This is a genomic window from Nitrospina sp. P1_D6 (assembly GCF_052156615.1).
In the GTDB taxonomy this organism is placed as follows: domain Bacteria; phylum Nitrospinota; class Nitrospinia; order Nitrospinales; family Nitrospinaceae; genus Nitrospina.
In genome coordinates, this window is the sequence record NZ_JBQKUN010000002.1 from 65,556 (window position 1) to 81,265 (window position 15,710).

The 15,710-nt window shown below is 57.9% G+C and carries 14 protein-coding genes; 7 read left to right on the forward strand and 7 right to left on the reverse strand.

The window, feature by feature from the left end; translation table 11 throughout:
* Positions 1–11: 11 nt before the first annotated feature.
* On the reverse strand, positions 12–260 hold the full coding sequence (gene purS / locus ACTRXA_RS03965; RefSeq protein ID WP_442425914.1) for a phosphoribosylformylglycinamidine synthase subunit PurS: 249 nt from the start codon (positions 258–260) through the stop codon (positions 12–14).
* 274 nt (positions 261–534) lie between these two features.
* Here purS and ACTRXA_RS03970 point away from each other — a divergent pair, with 274 nt between their 5' ends.
* Positions 535–2,595, forward strand: a complete 2,061-nt coding sequence (locus ACTRXA_RS03970; RefSeq protein ID WP_442426337.1) for a bifunctional aldolase/short-chain dehydrogenase — start codon at positions 535–537, stop codon at positions 2,593–2,595.
* 31 nt (positions 2,596–2,626) lie between these two features.
* On the opposite strand, the gene ACTRXA_RS03975 is transcribed toward ACTRXA_RS03970, so the two are convergent.
* On the reverse strand, positions 2,627–5,368 hold the full coding sequence (locus tag ACTRXA_RS03975; protein WP_442425915.1) for an MMPL family transporter: 2,742 nt from the start codon (positions 5,366–5,368) through the stop codon (positions 2,627–2,629).
* Between the two features lie 117 nt (positions 5,369–5,485).
* A complete protein-coding gene (locus ACTRXA_RS03980; protein ID WP_442425916.1) occupies positions 5,486–6,262 on the reverse strand; it encodes an acyloxyacyl hydrolase in 777 nt (258 codons plus the stop codon).
* A 458-nt stretch (positions 6,263–6,720) separates the two neighbouring features.
* On the opposite strand from ACTRXA_RS03980, the gene ACTRXA_RS03985 reads away from it, so the two are divergent.
* The 6 genes from ACTRXA_RS03985 (at position 6,721) to ACTRXA_RS04010 (ending at position 10,845) form a co-directional block, all read left to right on the forward strand.
* Positions 6,721–7,344: an RNA polymerase sigma factor gene (locus tag ACTRXA_RS03985; RefSeq protein ID WP_442425917.1), complete on the forward strand. Its 624-nt coding sequence runs from the start codon at positions 6,721–6,723 to the stop codon at positions 7,342–7,344.
* Positions 7,341–7,580, forward strand: a complete 240-nt coding sequence (locus tag ACTRXA_RS03990; protein WP_442425918.1) for an anti-sigma factor family protein — start codon at positions 7,341–7,343, stop codon at positions 7,578–7,580. The genes ACTRXA_RS03985 and ACTRXA_RS03990 overlap by 4 nt, the downstream gene beginning before the upstream one ends.
* A gap of 159 nt (positions 7,581–7,739) precedes the next feature.
* Complete coding sequence (locus tag ACTRXA_RS03995) at positions 7,740–8,228, forward strand: bifunctional nuclease family protein (RefSeq protein WP_005011229.1); 489 nt, start codon at positions 7,740–7,742, stop codon at positions 8,226–8,228.
* A gap of 132 nt (positions 8,229–8,360) precedes the next feature.
* On the forward strand, positions 8,361–9,236 hold the full coding sequence (locus ACTRXA_RS04000; RefSeq protein ID WP_442425919.1) for an NAD(+)/NADH kinase: 876 nt from the start codon (positions 8,361–8,363) through the stop codon (positions 9,234–9,236).
* Between the two features lie 34 nt (positions 9,237–9,270).
* A complete protein-coding gene (locus ACTRXA_RS04005) occupies positions 9,271–10,185 on the forward strand; it encodes a peptidoglycan recognition protein family protein (RefSeq protein WP_442425920.1) in 915 nt (304 codons plus the stop codon).
* Positions 10,186–10,359: 174 nt separating this feature from the next.
* Positions 10,360–10,845 (forward strand): hypothetical protein, encoded by a 486-nt coding sequence (locus tag ACTRXA_RS04010; protein ID WP_442425921.1) that lies wholly within the window; start codon positions 10,360–10,362, stop codon positions 10,843–10,845.
* Positions 10,846–10,860: 15 nt separating this feature from the next.
* Here ACTRXA_RS04010 and ACTRXA_RS04015 read toward each other — a convergent pair whose 3' ends face one another.
* From ACTRXA_RS04015 to ACTRXA_RS04030, 4 genes are all read right to left on the reverse strand, one after another.
* Positions 10,861–11,688 carry a hypothetical protein gene (locus ACTRXA_RS04015; protein ID WP_442425922.1) on the reverse strand — a complete coding sequence of 276 codons (828 nt, stop codon included), beginning with the start codon at positions 11,686–11,688 and terminating at the stop codon, positions 10,861–10,863.
* 181 nt (positions 11,689–11,869) lie between these two features.
* Positions 11,870–13,426, reverse strand: coding sequence for a bifunctional phosphoribosylaminoimidazolecarboxamide formyltransferase/IMP cyclohydrolase (purH, locus tag ACTRXA_RS04020; RefSeq protein ID WP_442425923.1), 1,557 nt, complete (start codon positions 13,424–13,426; stop codon positions 11,870–11,872).
* A gap of 8 nt (positions 13,427–13,434) precedes the next feature.
* Positions 13,435–13,677: a hypothetical protein gene (locus ACTRXA_RS04025; RefSeq protein ID WP_442425924.1), complete on the reverse strand. Its 243-nt coding sequence runs from the start codon at positions 13,675–13,677 to the stop codon at positions 13,435–13,437.
* A gap of 155 nt (positions 13,678–13,832) precedes the next feature.
* Positions 13,833–15,638 (reverse strand): DUF6178 family protein, encoded by a 1,806-nt coding sequence (locus ACTRXA_RS04030; RefSeq protein WP_442425925.1) that lies wholly within the window; start codon positions 15,636–15,638, stop codon positions 13,833–13,835.
* Positions 15,639–15,710 lie beyond the last annotated feature (72 nt).

The window sequence follows — 15,710 nt, forward strand, 5'->3', positions numbered from 1 at the left end:
TCACCGGACGGTCAGTTCTGAGGTTCGAGGGTGAAGCGGTAGGATTCGATGACGGTGTTGGCCAGCAGTTTTTCGCACATGTCACGCACGCGCGCTTCGGCCTCCGCCGCCTCGACGCCCTCGAGCTCGATTTCCATGTAACGGCCCAGATGCACATCCCGCACCTCGTTGTAGCCGAGATCGTTGAGGGCGTGGTGCACGGCCTTGCCCTGCGGATCGAGGACGCCTTGCTTCAGGGTGACGTGGATTTTTGCGAGCATGTATGGGTGTTCGGGACCGCGCAGCGTGGCCTGAGCCGCGAGCCGGGTCCGGGTTGAGAGTCGATTCGGGCGAACCGGGAAGGCACCGTCCAACAGGGCGAAAACCAACGCCCTCCGCCTTGGATTCGCGGCAAGATTAGCACAGAACCCCGCCGAATTCATCCGACTTTTCTTGCCCCTGCGCGCGTTCCGGTTAATCCTCTGTATTTCATAAATTTTCCGCCGTTGATTTTGCAACTTTATTTAGTTCGCGGGATTTGTTATTTTGCTTGCCATGAAGAATCGCTGGAACGATAAAGAGGCGCAGGCGGCCATCGAGCGCTGGTCCGACGTGAATGAGGACATCGCCCTCCGCGTGTACACCTCGCGGCTGATCGGCGCGGACACGGAACTGGTCCTGCACGGCGGCGGCAACACCTCGGTCAAATCGCGCGTCAAAGACCGCTTCGGCGAGGACATCGACGTGCTGTTCGTCAAGGGCAGCGGCTGGGACCTGGACTCGCTGGAACCGCCGGGTCTGCCGGGGGTGAAGCTGGGCCCCATCCAGAAACTGCGGCAGTTGGACGGTTTGTCGGACGAGGCGATGGTCAACGACCAGAGGACGAATCTGCTCGACGCCTCGGCGCCGAACCCGTCGGTCGAAACCCTCCTCCACGCTTTTTTGCCGCACAAGTTCGTCGATCATTCCCACGCCGACGCCATCCTCGTCATCGCCAACCAGCCGGACTCGGTCGAAATCTGCAAGGAGATTTACGGCGACGAACTGGGCGTGGTGGATTACATCATGCCGGGATTCGATCTGGCCAGGGCCGCGGCGGAGGCCTACGAGAAAAACCCGAGTGTGAAGGGGCTGGTGCTCATCAACCACGGACTGTTCACCTTCGCCGAGACGGCGAAGGAAAGCTACGACTACCACATCGACGCCGTGACGAAGGCGGAAGAATACATCGCCAGACACCCGGCCAAAAAACTCACGCCGCAGACGGTTTCGATCGGCTCCAGGAGCCCGGACGAGATCTTCCGCCGCATCGCCCCCGCGCTGCGCGGCATTTATGAAAAGGAATCGGGCGTGCCGTGGCTGGTGCACCACCGGCAAAGTGAGACGGCCTACCACTTCGCCACGAGCGAGGAAAGCCTGACCTGGTCGCAGATCGGCACCGCCACGCCGGACCACGTCATCCGCACCAAACAGAAACCGCTGTTGCTGAACCTGAAAAACCTGGACGACACGGATGCGTTGTGGAAGGAACTCACCGGGGCGATCCAAACGTATAAAGACGCCTATCACGCCTACTTCAAGAAAAACTGCGAAGCCAAAGGTATCGAGAGAAAAGAACTCGACCGCCTGCCGCGGGTGATCCTGGTGGCGGGGCTGGGGCTGGTCACCATCGGCAAGAACGCAAAAGAGACACGCATCGCCGCCGACATCTACGAACACACGATCGACATCATCCACCAGGCGTTCAACGTCGGGACCTACCAGCCGCTCTCCGACTTCGACCTGTTCGACATGGAATACTGGTCGCTGGAGCAGGCCAAGCTGGGCAAGGCCAAGCCACCTTTGTTGAACGGCAGGGTGGTGTATGTGACGGGGGCGGCGTCGGGAATCGGACGCGCCACGGCAGAGTTGTTCGCCGAGCAGGGCGCGAACGTGTTCATGACCGACATCAATCCCAACCAATTGGCCGAAGCCGCCGAGGAAATCAAGAAAACAACGAAGGCGAACCTGCTGGCGCGGGTGGTGGACGTAACGGATGAAAAAGCCGTGCGCGAATCGTTCGAGCAGGTGGTGCAGCACTTCGGCGGCCTCGACATCCTGATCTCCAACGCCGGCAACGCGGTGCAGGGTCCCATCGGCGAGGTGGACAGCGCGACGTTGAGGCAGAGTTTCGAGCTCAACTTCTTCGCACACCAGTCGCTGGCGTCACAGACGGTGCGCCTGTTCAAGACGCAACGCACCGGCGGGGTGTTGCTGTTCAACGCGTCGAAAGCGGCGTTCAACCCAGGCAAAAATTTCGGACCCTACGCCCTGCCGAAAGCCGGGGTCGTGGCGCTCACCAAGCAGTACGCCCTCGATTACGGCGCCGACGGCATCCGCTCCAACGCGGTCAACGCCGACCGCATCCGCACCGGCATTTTCCCACCGGAGTTCGTGAAAGAACGCGCCGCCGCGCGCGGTTTGAGCGCCGACGAATATTTTCAGGACAACCTGCTCAAGCGCGAAGTGACCGGACGCGACGTGGCCGAGGCGTTCCTCGATCTTGCACTGGCCGAAAAGACCACCGGCAGCATCGTCACCGTCGACGGCGGCAACATCGCCGCCTCCCCGCGCTGACGTTTCTCTTACCTTTTCTATTTTCTTCGATTCAAATGCGCCAGCCGTGCGCGTGGAAGAGCTTCATGAGTGCGGGCAGCAGCGTGATCGACGTGATCATGCAACTGCCGACGCCGAGGCTCAATACCTGCCCGACGCTGTACACGCCCTGGTGCTCCGCCACCATGAGGCTGCCGAAGCCGATGATGGTGGTGAGGGATGTCAGCACCACCGACATGCCGGTGCTTTTGGAGATGACGTTGCCGCCCTGGTCCGGCGTCTCCCGGTAGCGGTGCACGATGTGCACGCCGTCCACCACGCCGATACCCAAGATGAGCGGCAGGATGACGAGGTTGGCCATGTTGAAGTTGACGTTGTAGAGCACCATCAAGCCCAGGGTCAGCACCGCCCCCGCCAGGGTCGGCACCAGAACCAGCATTGTGGTATTGAGGTTGCGCAGGGAAAGGAGCAGGTAGAGGAAAATCGCCCCCAGCGCGTAGATGCCGCCGCGCACATAACCGTCGATCATCAAGCGGCTCGACTCGTACATGTGCACGGCGTTGCCGGTGACGTCGGGATCGATCCGCCGCATCTCGGCGAGAAACGTTTCCATCTCCTCCCGCTCCCAGATATTGATCGAGGGATACACCAGCGTCAGGTAGCGTCCGTCGTCACTGATGAAACGGTTTTTGAGGTCGCGCGGCAGGTCGTCGATCTTCACCTCCGACGGATGCGCCGCGGCCTTGAGATCGGCAATGCGTTCCCGGTAATCCACGAACAGTGTTTCCGAAAACGCGGAAAGGCGTTCGGTCGCAGTCGTTGCGTCCGTACTGTCGAGGTCCTGTTGAAACCGCGCCACCCATTCCGACGCCTCCGCCACCTCGTCCGTCGGCCCTTTCTTTTCCTTCTTGCGCAGTTTGAACCGGATCTTTTTCATCGTTGCCACAAGTGCATCGAGCGAAAACGACTCGTCGGAAACCGCCACACGGTATCCATCGATCTCGGTTGCGTAGTCGGCGATGAGTTCCATTTTTTCCTGCTGGCTCTCCGGTACCGCTTCAAACAGACCCTCGACCTTGCCGACGCTGGTCATGGTTTTCAGCCGCTCGTATTTCGCCTGGGCTTCCTCGCGGGTTTTGGAGATGAACGCCGCATTCCACGACGCGCGCTGGGCGTTATCGAGGATTTTCATTTCATAGCGCACGGCCTCGATGCCTTCCGCCTGCATGTTGAGCAGGTTGTAATCGAAACGCAGGGACTGAGACGCCCACGCCGAAACCAGCAGGACCGCAAGCGACCCGAAGATGATCAGGTAATAGTGCGCGTAAAAACGTTCCATGAGATTTTCGCGCAGGTCCACGTAACGGCGCTTGACGTATTTCGGTTTCAGCCAGCGTTCCTCCAGTGAGATGCACGCCGGAAACGTGAGCACCATGGCCAGGAAACAGAGCAGGATACCCCCGGCGGCGATGACGCCCAGCTCCGCGATGCCGATGAAATCGGTGAACGCCATGGCGCCAAAGGCGATTGCCGTGGTGATGGCGCCTGCAAGATTCCCTCGTCCCGTCTTCTGCAAGGTCTCGCGCATGGCGGAAAACGAATCGAGTCCATTCCGCCGCTCTTCGCGGTAGCGTCCGAGGATGTGGATGCCGAAGTCGATGCCGAGCCCGATGAGGATGGTGGTGAACACCACCGACATGATGTTGAGGTGGCCGACCGAAAGGGTGGTGTAGCCCATCGACCACGCCAGCCCCAGAACGAGGCTGAACACGGCGAGGATGGGTTTCCGCACTTCGCGGTAACAGAGGATGAACAGGATGGCGACCCCTGCCAGGGCGATTTCCGATGCCTCCTGCGCATCGGTCATGGTGGTGTGCATTTCGTCCGATGCGATCACCTCACCTCCCGTCAACCCCACCTGCACCTCCGGGAAATCCGGTTTCACCTCCCGGATCATGCTGCGGATGAGCTCGATGGAATTTTTCGATCCGGCAAAGTCGCCTTCCGTTTCCACCGGGTTGAGGAGCACAAACAGCAGCCCGCCGTCGTCACTGACGAGGTACCCGTCCTTCTCCAGCGGATTCTCGTCGTCCTGCAAAAACGAACTCCACGGAGAGCGGTATTCCGCATTCGGGTCTTTGAGATGCGCCCTCATCTGCTTGACCAGCGCAATGAGCATATTGAGATCGGCGGTGTCGTCTTTTTCCTCTCCGCCGCCGGTGCCAAGGAAATCCGTCATGAGCGACCCCACCATGCCGGCGCTGATTTCGCGGTTGATGCTTTCGAGCAGGGTGTTGAGCCCCGGCGACCGGTTGACACTGGAAAGGAAATCATGGTGCGACTCCAGCTTGCCGCCCAGTTCGCGGATTTCGTCCGGTTCCAGGTAAAGCAGGGCCTTGTCGCGAAAATAACCGGTGTCGATCCTGTAATAAATTTCCGAGAACAGTTCCTGCCGGGTTTGCAGGCGGGACACCAGAGCTTCGGCGAAGCGGCGCATCGGTTCAGGCCGGTTGCCCTCGACCACCACGATCATGCCGTCGAAATCTTCAAACGCTTTGCGGTAATCCTGGAAGAGCTGGTGGAATTTCTGCGACGGGGAGATCAGGTCCTGCCGGCTGGTGTTGAAGGTGAGGTGGTGCGCCGTGTACCAGAAACTGAGGCATGCGAGGAGCAGCGATGCCGCAAGCACCCAAAGCGAATGGCGATAGGCCAGCACCTCCAGTGCATTGAAGGCACGATCGATCGGGCTGGTTTTGGAAGGGATCGGGTTGTGGCCGGGATGGCGGTCGCTCATGGTCACCAGGGGTTGAGGGAACCGGGCGCGCGCGGCGCCCCACCCTGCACGGGTGAGAAGGCAAGATTATAAGCGATCCCGGCCGGAAGAAAAAGGTTTGCCGGGCCGGAACCCGCTCTAGAACGTGAACCCGATGGTGAAGACGTGGGCGTTCAGGCCGACGTTCGGTTCCTTGATGTCGGAGTTGGACAGGTGCCAGAAATGGTAGTTGAAACTCACTGCCCTGCCGTTTTCGAAAAAGTATTCGATACCGCCACCCGTATTCAGCACAAATTCGAAAGGCGTGCTGATCTCATTGGCCCCGTGCTGGAAGTCGCCGACGGAGACCCCCGCCCCGCCAAAGACGAAGGGAACCCAGCGGCGGTGAGGATTGAGGAATTTGTATTCCACCTGAATCGGCACCAGCGCCACGACGAAATTGGGGGCGTCGTCGGTTTTCACGCTGTTGATTTCGGGATCGGTGACGTTCGCCACCACGCCACCTTCGACGACCCAGTACAGGGCACCCTGGTAAGCCCCTTCCCCCACCACTCCGGTCAGGTTGTATTTCCATTTTGGGAAAAAATAAACGAACTCGATATCCGTGCGATCACCCAAAGAAGGAGGTGGGGGGGGCAGGTCGAAAGTGAAGCCGTACCCGATTTCAAATCCCCACAGGGTCTGCCCCTGGTGAAACTGTGCCATGAACCCCGGGATGACCGGGTCCGGGGACTGACCCAGTACCACCTTGGAAAAGTATTTGACGGGCGAACTCTGGGCAAAAGGGGTTTCCGATTCCACGCTGGTCGAGGAAAAGTCCGTTGAAAAGTAGGAACCCTCAGCACCCACCGGAGCAGGCAGCCCCATCCAAAGCACAAACACAAACAACCCTGAAAACCTGAGACCCTGTTTCATACCACTCGTCGAAGAAAAAGTTGAAAAAGATGCGATTTTACCACAGTGCCGCGCTAACCGTTGGTTTTTAAACCTTTTTTTAGTCGCAAAACAAGCCATTCCTTACAGATGAATTGAAACCCGTTCCCGGAAACCGTTCCCAACCGGCACCCCTCCCCCGTTGACCCCGGCAATTGCCGTAAAACCGGCCCCGCGTGGTTCCCATTCCCGGGCAAGGGTGATAGAATCGGAAATTCCACGCTGGTTTTCGCACCATCGGCGTGGATCGATCGATTCCGGTACCCGGATATGACTTGAAAATCCGGGTTGCAGTGGACTCCGGGACGGGAATTAATGAACCGTTTTCCGTTTCCCCGGCATCTTAAATTTCAAAGGGTGAGACCCCTTTGGGATGGATCACGAGCTGCTGCTGAATCCGTAAGGAATCCCCCAACGCGCACATCCCAGGGTGTCAACGCATGCCGACGCAGGAAGAAAAAGAGCAGGACGATCTGCTGGTCCGGGACCTGAAGGCGGGCAGTCACGAGGCGTTTGAAAAAATCGTTGAGTCGTATCAGCGAAAAATCTACGCCCTCGCATTCAACATGACGCGCAACCAGATGGATGCCCAGGACATCACGCAGGAAGTGCTTCTCAGCATATACAAAAAGATCGATACGTTTCAGGGCAAGTCCGCATTTTCCAGCTGGGTTTACCGGATCACCCTGAACGCGACATACATGAAGCTCCGCAACAAGAAAAAAGAGCAGTATGTTCCTCTGGATGACATCCTGCCCGCTTTCAATGGAACGGGGTTTCAGACCGAAAAATTGATGGACTGGTCGGATTCGACCGAATCCCTGCTGTTCTCCAACGAAACGCGGGAGATCATCGGCAAGGCTGTCGATCAATTGCCGGAAAAAGAGAAGGTGGTGTTCATTCTGCGGGATGTGGAAGGACTCTCCACCGAAAAGGTGAGCGAGATTCTGGACCTGACCATTGCAGCGGTCAAATCGCGACTGCATCGGGCGCGGCTCTTTTTGCGTAAGAAATTGTCTCACTATTTTGAAGAATACCAAGCGCAGGGGGAAAAGAAGAAATGATCTGCTGTAAGGAATGCATCGATTTGCTGTACGACTACCTGGAAGGGGCGCTGAGTGAAGAGACTGCAAGCGCACTGGAAGAACACTTTCAGGACTGCCCTCCCTGCATCTCTTTCCTGAACACGTACAAATCCACCAGTGACCTGTGCCGGGAGACCATGGGAAAGATTGAAATCCCGGAAGTGGTCCAGGCCAAGCTGCGGGATTTCATAAAGGAAAACACCTCCAAAGCCTGACTCCCCACTCTCCTCCAGAAGGGCCGTTTTGGAGGCTCCTGCCTTGATAAAACGATGATTGAAAAAGGGTGGGGATTGATTTAGTATTTAAATGTGATCTCCAAAACGACTGCGCCAAACGGTTTTCTCCTTACCAATTGATTGACGAGGCTGTTCTCAATGGTTGAAATGAAAGTAGATGGGCTCACGCTGGATCCCCTGACGAATATGCCCATCATCATTCTCAAGGATCTGGAAGGCAACCGCGCCCTGCCGATCTGGGTCGGGTTTTTCGAAGCGAACGCCATCGCCCTTGAGATTGAAAAAATCTCCACGCCCCGTCCCATGACCCACGACCTGATGAAAAACCTCATCGGCAACATGAAAGCAGAGATCAACCACATCCTCGTGAGCGAACTCAAGGACAATACTTTCTACGCCGTCATTTCCATGGTTCACGGTGGAAGCACATTGAACATTGATTCGCGGCCAAGCGACGCCATCGCCCTGGCGCTTCGGACCAAATCCCCTATCTTCGTAAACGAAGAAGTCATCGAAGCGGCCAAAAGCCTGGACCTTCCCGACACCAGCAAAGCCTCCCCGGAAGACAAGGACCAGTGGAAGAAGTGGCTGGACAACATCAAGCCGCAGGACTTCGGCAACCTCTGAGTTTTTTCCACCCATTCCCATCGCCTCCTGAGAAGCAAGGAAAACTTGCGCCGAAACGGGAAAGTTCTATATGATGCCGTAAGGAGTACGCCTGCGTCCGCCGGGAGACGCAGCTTCCCGAAAGGAATTTTCGTGGACACCATCAAATCCATCGGCATTTTCTGCAAACAGAAACCCCATATCAGCCAGGAAGTCCTCCAGGAACTGGTGGACTGGCTCCGCCAGCGCAATTACCAGGTTTTAATGCCACCCGATACCGCCGCCATCGTGCAGGAACCCTCCTCCGACGGCAGTGACGATATTCCGGGAAAAAGCGATCTGATCATCGTCCTTGGCGGCGACGGCACGTTGCTGAGCGTCGCGCGCCTGACCGAAAACCACGAGGTGCCGATCCTCGCCGTCAACCTCGGCAGTCTTGGGTTCCTCACCGAAGTCGCTCTTCCGGAGCTGTACTCGACGCTGGAAAACGTGCTGAAAGGGCAGTCTGCGGTGGAAGACCGCATGCTGCTGCGCTCCTGCCTCAAACGGCACGGCAAGGTTCTACGTAGTGACGCCGCGCTCAACGACGTGGTCATCAACAAACGCGACGCCCGCATCGTCAACCTGGAAGTGCACGTGAACGATCAGTACATGACGTCGTACCGCGCGGACGGCCTGATCATCGCCACGCCGACGGGTTCCACGGCGTATTCGCTTTCTGCAGGCGGCCCCATCATTCACCCCAGCATGAACGCCCTGCTGCTCTGCCCCATCTGCCCGTTCACGCTGACCAACCGGCCCATCGTCATTCCCGACCGGGCGGTGATCCAGGTAAATCTGACCACGCAGGAGAAAGTGCAGATCACGCTCGACGGTCAACACGGTTACGAAATGACCAGCGAGGAAACCCTGGAAGTGCAACGCGGCCCCAAGCCGGTTCACCTCATCCAGGCGCCCGGAAAAAACTATTACCAGATCCTGCGCCAGAAACTGCATTGGGGGCGTCCCGCGGAAGATCGCAAACAATAACACGGCGCCGCCCGGTCCCCCGGCATCGCACATCATGAACGACACCACCCCCCACGAAGCCATCGTCGCCTGCGGCCGAACCATGGATATCGGCTCGCCGGTCGTGTTGTGGAACCAGGCGGGCGGGTTTCGCTGTCCGCATCCGCGCGGACGCGCTGCGTGTCATCAGCATCCGCCGGAACTGAATGACGCACCGACCCGGCCTTTCGACGCCTACCGGATCGCCGATCCTGAACGTGCTTACGAGGAACTCACGCAAACGGTTCACCAGTTGGTCCTGCATTACGACGTGTGTTACACCTCCCGCCACTGCCATGAAGTGCTCCAGAAAAGCGCGTTCATGGGAAGTCATTTTTACCTGGACCTCGACGGCACTCTCTACCAGACCTGCGACCTGTACTGGAAAACCAACACCGCACCCGCCGATGACCGCAAAGGCAACGAACGCGCCATCCATGTGGAAATGGCGAACCTCTCGTGGCAGGCACGGGCGGAGGAGTCCGACCTCTACCGCGCTGAGAAGGATTTATACGTGAAACAGGGGAATTGCTGGCGGTTGCAATTGCCGCAGGCTTACCGGAAGACGCTTCGCACCCCCGGTTTTGTGGCCAGGCCGGCGCGAACGTATGGCCAAAGGGGTTATTTCAGCCGCAGGGTCAACGGCAAGATGGTTCGCATGTGGGATTTCACGGAACAGCAGTACCAGGCGCTCATTCGGTTGTGTTTCGGCGTCCACGCGCTGTTACCGGGTATTGGCTTGAAGGTACCCTTCGACAAAAATACAGGCAGAACACCGCTCTCCCGCCTGCGCAATTTCGCCACCTTTCGCGGAATTCTCGGCCATTTTCACGTTCAGGCGGGCACCACCCCCGGCGTCAAATGCAAATACGACCCCGGATCCGCCTTCGACTGGGGACGGGTCCGGCGCGCACTGGAAACGCAGGAATAAACAACACGGCTTCGCAACCCTTCCCGGTAAAATATTTGACCTCTCCCCGCCTTTGAGGTTAGGGTTTAATAATCCCGTTGCCCGATTCCCGTCCCCTCTTCGGTCCGGGACCGCCTGTTCCTGCACGGAACCCTGCGGTGAAACACCGCTTCATACCATAAGGATTCAATACCCATGAAACTTGGAATATTCCGGGACGAACTTCCCGGCGAACGAAAAAGCATCATCAACCTCATCATGGCGGGTTACATGGTGGTGATCGCCATACTCGGCTACATGGCGTTTTACCTGAACATCCAAATGGCCCAGGTGGAGCGCCTGCTGACGGGCATCGACCCGGTCACCCTGAGCGGGGAACAGTTCGGCCTGCTCAAGCAATCCCTCATGCGCACCGCGGACCGCCTCGGCAACGAGTCGATCTGGATCGCGGTGGTTGGCGGGTTGTTTTCGCTGATAGCGGCAGGATACACTTATAACCTGGTCATCCGTCCGTTGCGCCAGTTGATCGTTTACACGGAAACCGGCAAAGGTGAGCTTCCTGAAATCAAGAACAACAACGAGATCAAGCAACTGATGACGGCCATCCTGGAAAAAGAGGGATCCGGGCCACAGAACGGGGCGGGTTCCAGACAATCCGCAAAATCTTCCGGCGGACGTTAATGAAATAGGAAGAAATCAGGTGCCGGCCAGGTCTTCGGTCATTCCCTCCAGCTTTTCGGTGAAGGTAAACACTTCGCTTTCCTTCATCCCGATCTCCCCAAGTAGCTGAAGATACTTGAAATAATCCAGTTTCTCTTTCAACTTCTCAAACGCACGACCGATGGCACGGGGGTTGTCCTCAAGCGGAATGAGGTCGGTGCAGAACAACTCCGGCGTCATTCCACCCAGCCGCGTGTCCTGAAACGTCTCCACCAGGCTGGACTGGTACTCGCCTTGTGGAATTGAAACGCGTTCCGATTGTTCCTGTTTCAGGTAGTGAACGCACTTTTCGCGCAGGATAAGGCCTTTTTCCCAGGGGCCTGCCTGGCCCCAGCGAAGGCGCTCGGCCAGCATGCTGGACAGGCGGTTGGTATAGCGGATGTTGGAAACCGCTTTGGCATGATCTTCCAGCCGCGCTTCCCGCGCCTTTTCCATTGTTTCCTTGCGTTCCCGCCGCTGTTCCAGACGAAACTTCGGGTCCTGTTTGAACTGTTTCTGCCAGCGTTCATAGCGTTCAAGATACAGCTTTTTCATTTCGATATCTTCCAACGCGGAAAACTGCCGAAACGCCTCCAGGAAGTGCAATTCTTTAATTTCTCCCACCGCCTGCTGGTAACGGAAGGCGTCTTTATTTTTCAGGCTCTGAAAGTAAGGCTGGAAGTAATAATAGGCCATCACTCCAAAAACGATGAACATCAGCGACGCGTAAAAACCAGCGATGATGAGTTTTTCGAGCAGGAGCACCGAAAACCGGATTCTCGGCAGTTTGAATTTGAATCTGGATGTGATTTGGGTCCAGTCCATGACGGCCCTCCGTAAAGACCCGTTTCTTGTTTCTAGAATAAACAGGCCCCTCAAGTGCGTGGGAAGAATTTCTGGAGATATTGTTTTGGAGAAACCTTTCAACTCTTTACGGAAGAATTCCCGTAAAGTTGAGTGCCGTGGGGAACACGGGACCGGGAGGAGAGGGAGAAAGGGGCCGGGATCAGTGCCGGAAGTGGCGGATGCCGGTGAACACCATGGCGATGCCGTGCTCGTCCGCCGCTTCGATCACTTCCTTGTCGCGGATGGAGCCACCGGGCTGGATGATGGCCCGGATGCCGCTTTTCGCCGCGGCGTCGATGGAATCGCGGAACGGGAAGAAGGCGTCGGAGGCCATCACGCATCCATCCACCGGCTTGTTGGCCTTGTCGATGGCGAGGCGAGCGGAGTCCACGCGGCTCATCTGACCCGCACCGACACCGACGGTCTCGGTATCGCGTGCGTAAATGATGGCGTTGGATTTGACGTGCTTGGCAACGATCCACGCGAACTCCAGCGTGCGCAGAGTGGCATCGTCCGGTTGCAGTTTGGTCACCGTTTTGAGCGTGGTGCGGTTGAGCGTGACGTCGTCCGCATTCTGCACCAGCAGACCGCCGCCGATACGTTTCAGGTCGAGGCGTTTTTTATCCGGGTTGGTTTGCGCGGTCGGCATCTCCATCACACGCACATTCTTTTTCGCGGCGAACAGGGACAGGGCTTCCGGTTCGTAACCCGGAGCGATGACCACCTCCACGAAGTTTTTCAGGATCTCTTCCGCCGTCTGTGCCGTGACCACCTGGTTGAATCCCAACACCCCGCCGAATGCGGAGACGGGGTCCGTCTCCCGCGCCCGGATGAACACATCCAGCTGGTCCTTTCCGATGGCGACGCCGCACGGGTTGGTGTGTTTGATGACCACTGCCGCCGGGTCTTCAAACTCGATGGCGCATTCCCACGCCGCGTTCATGTCGATGAAGTTGTTGAACGACAACTCCTTGCCCTGCAGCTGCCGCGCCTGCACGACATCCGTCTCCAGCGTCTGGTACTCGCGGTAGAGCGCCGCCGCCTGATGCGGGTTTTCCCCGTAACGCAGGTCCTGAACCTTGAGAAAGGTCTGCTGGTAGGTGGGCGGAAAGCTGTCCGGGCCCTCGATCTGCAGGGACAGGTAACGGTTTATGGCCGCGTCGTATCGCGCGGTCAGCGCAAACGCGTCGCGGCTCAGCCGCTGGCGCGTGACCTCCGTCACTTCTCCATTATTTGCGTCCATCTCCGCGATGACCACCTTGTAGTCGTCCGGATTGACCACAATGGCGACGTCCTTGTAATTTTTCGCGGAGGAGCGCACCATCGTCGGCCCGCCAATGTCGATATTCTCGATCGCGTCGGCAAGCGTGCAGTCGTCGCGTGCGATGGTTGCCTCAAACGGGTACAGGTTGATGACGACGAGGTCGATGGGTTCGATGCCGTGGTCCTTCATCGCCTGCATGTGTTCGGGGTCGTCGCGGCGTCCCAGGATGGCCCCGTGCACCTTCGGGTGCAGGGTTTTGATCCGGCCGCCCATCATTTCCGGGAATCCCGTGTAATCGGAAATGGGAATGACCTTGATGCCGTTTTCTTCCAGCATCCGCGCCGTACCGCCGGTGGAAAGGATCTGCACACCGCGTTCGCTCAACTGCTTGGCGAATTCGACGACATCCGTCTTGTCAGAGACGCTGATCAGCGCCCGTTTGATGGCTCGCATGGGTTGGGTCAGACTCGGTATTTTTTCTTTGAGGGGTTTTTCTGCACCAGCGCGTCCGGGGTCAGCATCTGGATTCCCTTGAGCATCCAGACGGGAAACGTGCCATACGATTCCATCATGCCCGGATCTTCCTTGCGCGGGTCCAGTTGACCGGATTCCTCTTCCACAAACTCGGGTTTGGGGAGGATTCTTTCGGGTTTGGGCGGCGGTGTGTCGATGATGATTTTGCTGCCTTTGTTTTCTTCTGCCATAACAACCTCGTGACTCAGTACCCGCCGGAGGGGCCTTGCGGGAGACCTTCCGGCTTCAGGGTGGAGAGTGATGGTACACTCTTTTTTCACGTTTGAAAATCAAAAAAACGGTCCGGGCGGGACCGCTCTCCTAACCTCCTGAAACCACACCGCATTCACTGCAAAAGCAGGCCGCGGGTGAATTTCCAATCGATCTTCTCCTTGAGGTTCAGCCTGCCGAAATGGTGTTCCAGGTTGGCGACCGCATCTTTCAGCAGCTGCTCGAGGGACGCCCGGTCCTCGTCGCTCCACGCCATCGAGGCGCCCAAAAGCGTATCCCGGAAGGCCGCCACCTTGTCTTCGTCCACGGTGTGCGGGTCGTCAGGATGGATGTTGTGGACGAACACGGTTTGCAAAAACGTTTTCGCGGCTACCTCCGGCAGAGGATCACACGCCAGATGACCAAACAGGGTGGACTGCGCGAGTGCGGTGGTGGTCAGCACCACAATGTTGAAATCGTCGATGGACGCGGGATGCGTGCACTGGTCCTTCAATTCTTCGATGCGTTTTTCATCCAGATTGAATCCCTGCTTGGCCAGCCGCACGTAAAACCGGGTTTTTATCAGGAAATCTTCCATCAGAGCAAGGTCTTCCAGCGCGCGCGGGTGAGCCCACTGGACGTTGGTTTCGGCGATCTCGTCGCCCTCCTGCACCAGCACCCCGATTTTCGGGAAGCGGTCCACGATCGCGGCGAAGTGGTCGACCAGGCCCGCAGGCAACACGTACTCCACCAGCCGTCCGTTTTCCTTGAGCAGCTTCTCGCCTTCCCACTTGAGCCGCATGAGCGCCGCGTACCCCACCTGGAACAGCGACTGCATGTAAGTTTTGGTGAGCAGGGTCTCGCCCTTCTGGATGTCCCCCCCTGCACCGAGTTCGAGGCCGATGTTGATGTAGCCCAGCAGTTTGCGCATCGCCTCGTGACGCTGGTGGATGTCGGCAAAGTCACCCCGGTCTGCCACCATCACTTTATGAAACAGCCACGCCAGCTCCCAGCTGATGGCATGGAACCGTTCGGCCGATTTCACGATGGCCAGGCACTGGCCGAAGAACGTTCCCGGATCGAGGTCTTCCAGCGGAAACGCCGGCGCGAGGGTGTGGCGGATGTCCTCGGTGCGGAAATCGTCGGCGGACGGCAACGACTCCTTCAGCGTCTGCGCGTCGAGCAGGCTGTACACCTGGAACGCTTCCTCGAAAGCAAGTACCCCCCGCTCCTCGTTGCGCGCCAGGTACCAGCGGTAGGACGTCTCCACCGTCGGGGTCACGCCGTACCAGATGACTCCCTCCATCAGCGAATGCAACAGCTTCTGGTTTTCGCTGTACAGCATTTTGAAGATGCGCGTGAGGGGTTTCTCCGCCTCGACGTCCTTGAAGTAAATGTCGTACACCCCGTCCGGCGAGTAATGCGGCAGGTTCTCCACATTCTCATACTGGTCCGTCATCTCGTCACGTTTGTACACCTTGATGAGGGACTGAAGGACCATGACCTTCTGGTCGAAGTCCTCGGTATAAAGCCAGTGCAGGAGTTGCTGGTCGTTGGCGTCGGCGACCAGCCCCAGCCATTCGACAGCGCGCTGGGGAGAAAATTTATCCGCCTGCCACCACTCCATGTCAAACATGAACTGGAGTTGCTTCTGCGAACAGATGGCGATGAGCGGCAGGGCGTCTTCCTGCCCGATCTCCTTCACCGTCTGGTACAGCTCCTCGTCCGGCAGAGCGCGCACCACGGAGACCGCCTGTTTCGACAACAGGATGAGGGCCTGCTGTTGCACGCCGTGCAGTTGCAGGACACAGCGGGCCTGGTCCGCTACCGACAGTTTGTTGAGCAATTCCTCAACCTTCTGCGGCTGGGTTTTGATCCATTCGACGGGAAACGGCAGTTTGGGTGCGGGAGTCTGGGACACGGGATACTTTTCGGATGGCATCGTTGGTTTCTAACTTATATGAATAGCGGCGCCGATCGGTCGATTTCCTTTCAACCGGTGCCGCCTTCTGAT

Bases quoted from the DNA above. Each gene is read 5' to 3' on its own strand.
- ACTRXA_RS03980 (WP_442425916.1), bottom strand. From the start codon at position 6,262: ATGAAACAGGGTCTCAGGTTTTCAGGGTTGTTTGTGTTTGTGCTTTGG.
- ACTRXA_RS04005 (WP_442425920.1), top strand. From the start codon at position 9,271: ATGAACGACACCACCCCCCACGAAGCCATCGTCGCCTGCGGCCGAACC.
- purH (WP_442425923.1), bottom strand. From the start codon at position 13,426: ATGCGAGCCATCAAACGGGCGCTGATCAGCGTCTCTGACAAGACGGAT.
- ACTRXA_RS04015 (WP_442425922.1), bottom strand. From the start codon at position 11,688: ATGGACTGGACCCAAATCACATCCAGATTCAAATTCAAACTGCCGAGA.
- purS (WP_442425914.1), bottom strand. From the start codon at position 260: ATGCTCGCAAAAATCCACGTCACCCTGAAGCAAGGCGTCCTCGATCCG.
- ACTRXA_RS04025 (WP_442425924.1), bottom strand. From the start codon at position 13,677: ATGGCAGAAGAAAACAAAGGCAGCAAAATCATCATCGACACACCGCCG.
- ACTRXA_RS03995 (WP_005011229.1), top strand. From the start codon at position 7,740: ATGGTTGAAATGAAAGTAGATGGGCTCACGCTGGATCCCCTGACGAAT.
- ACTRXA_RS04030 (WP_442425925.1), bottom strand. From the start codon at position 15,638: ATGCCATCCGAAAAGTATCCCGTGTCCCAGACTCCCGCACCCAAACTG.
- ACTRXA_RS03985 (WP_442425917.1), top strand. From the start codon at position 6,721: ATGCCGACGCAGGAAGAAAAAGAGCAGGACGATCTGCTGGTCCGGGAC.
- ACTRXA_RS03975 (WP_442425915.1), bottom strand. From the start codon at position 5,368: ATGAGCGACCGCCATCCCGGCCACAACCCGATCCCTTCCAAAACCAGC.
- ACTRXA_RS03970 (WP_442426337.1), top strand. From the start codon at position 535: ATGAAGAATCGCTGGAACGATAAAGAGGCGCAGGCGGCCATCGAGCGC.
- ACTRXA_RS04010 (WP_442425921.1), top strand. From the start codon at position 10,360: ATGAAACTTGGAATATTCCGGGACGAACTTCCCGGCGAACGAAAAAGC.
- ACTRXA_RS03990 (WP_442425918.1), top strand. From the start codon at position 7,341: ATGATCTGCTGTAAGGAATGCATCGATTTGCTGTACGACTACCTGGAA.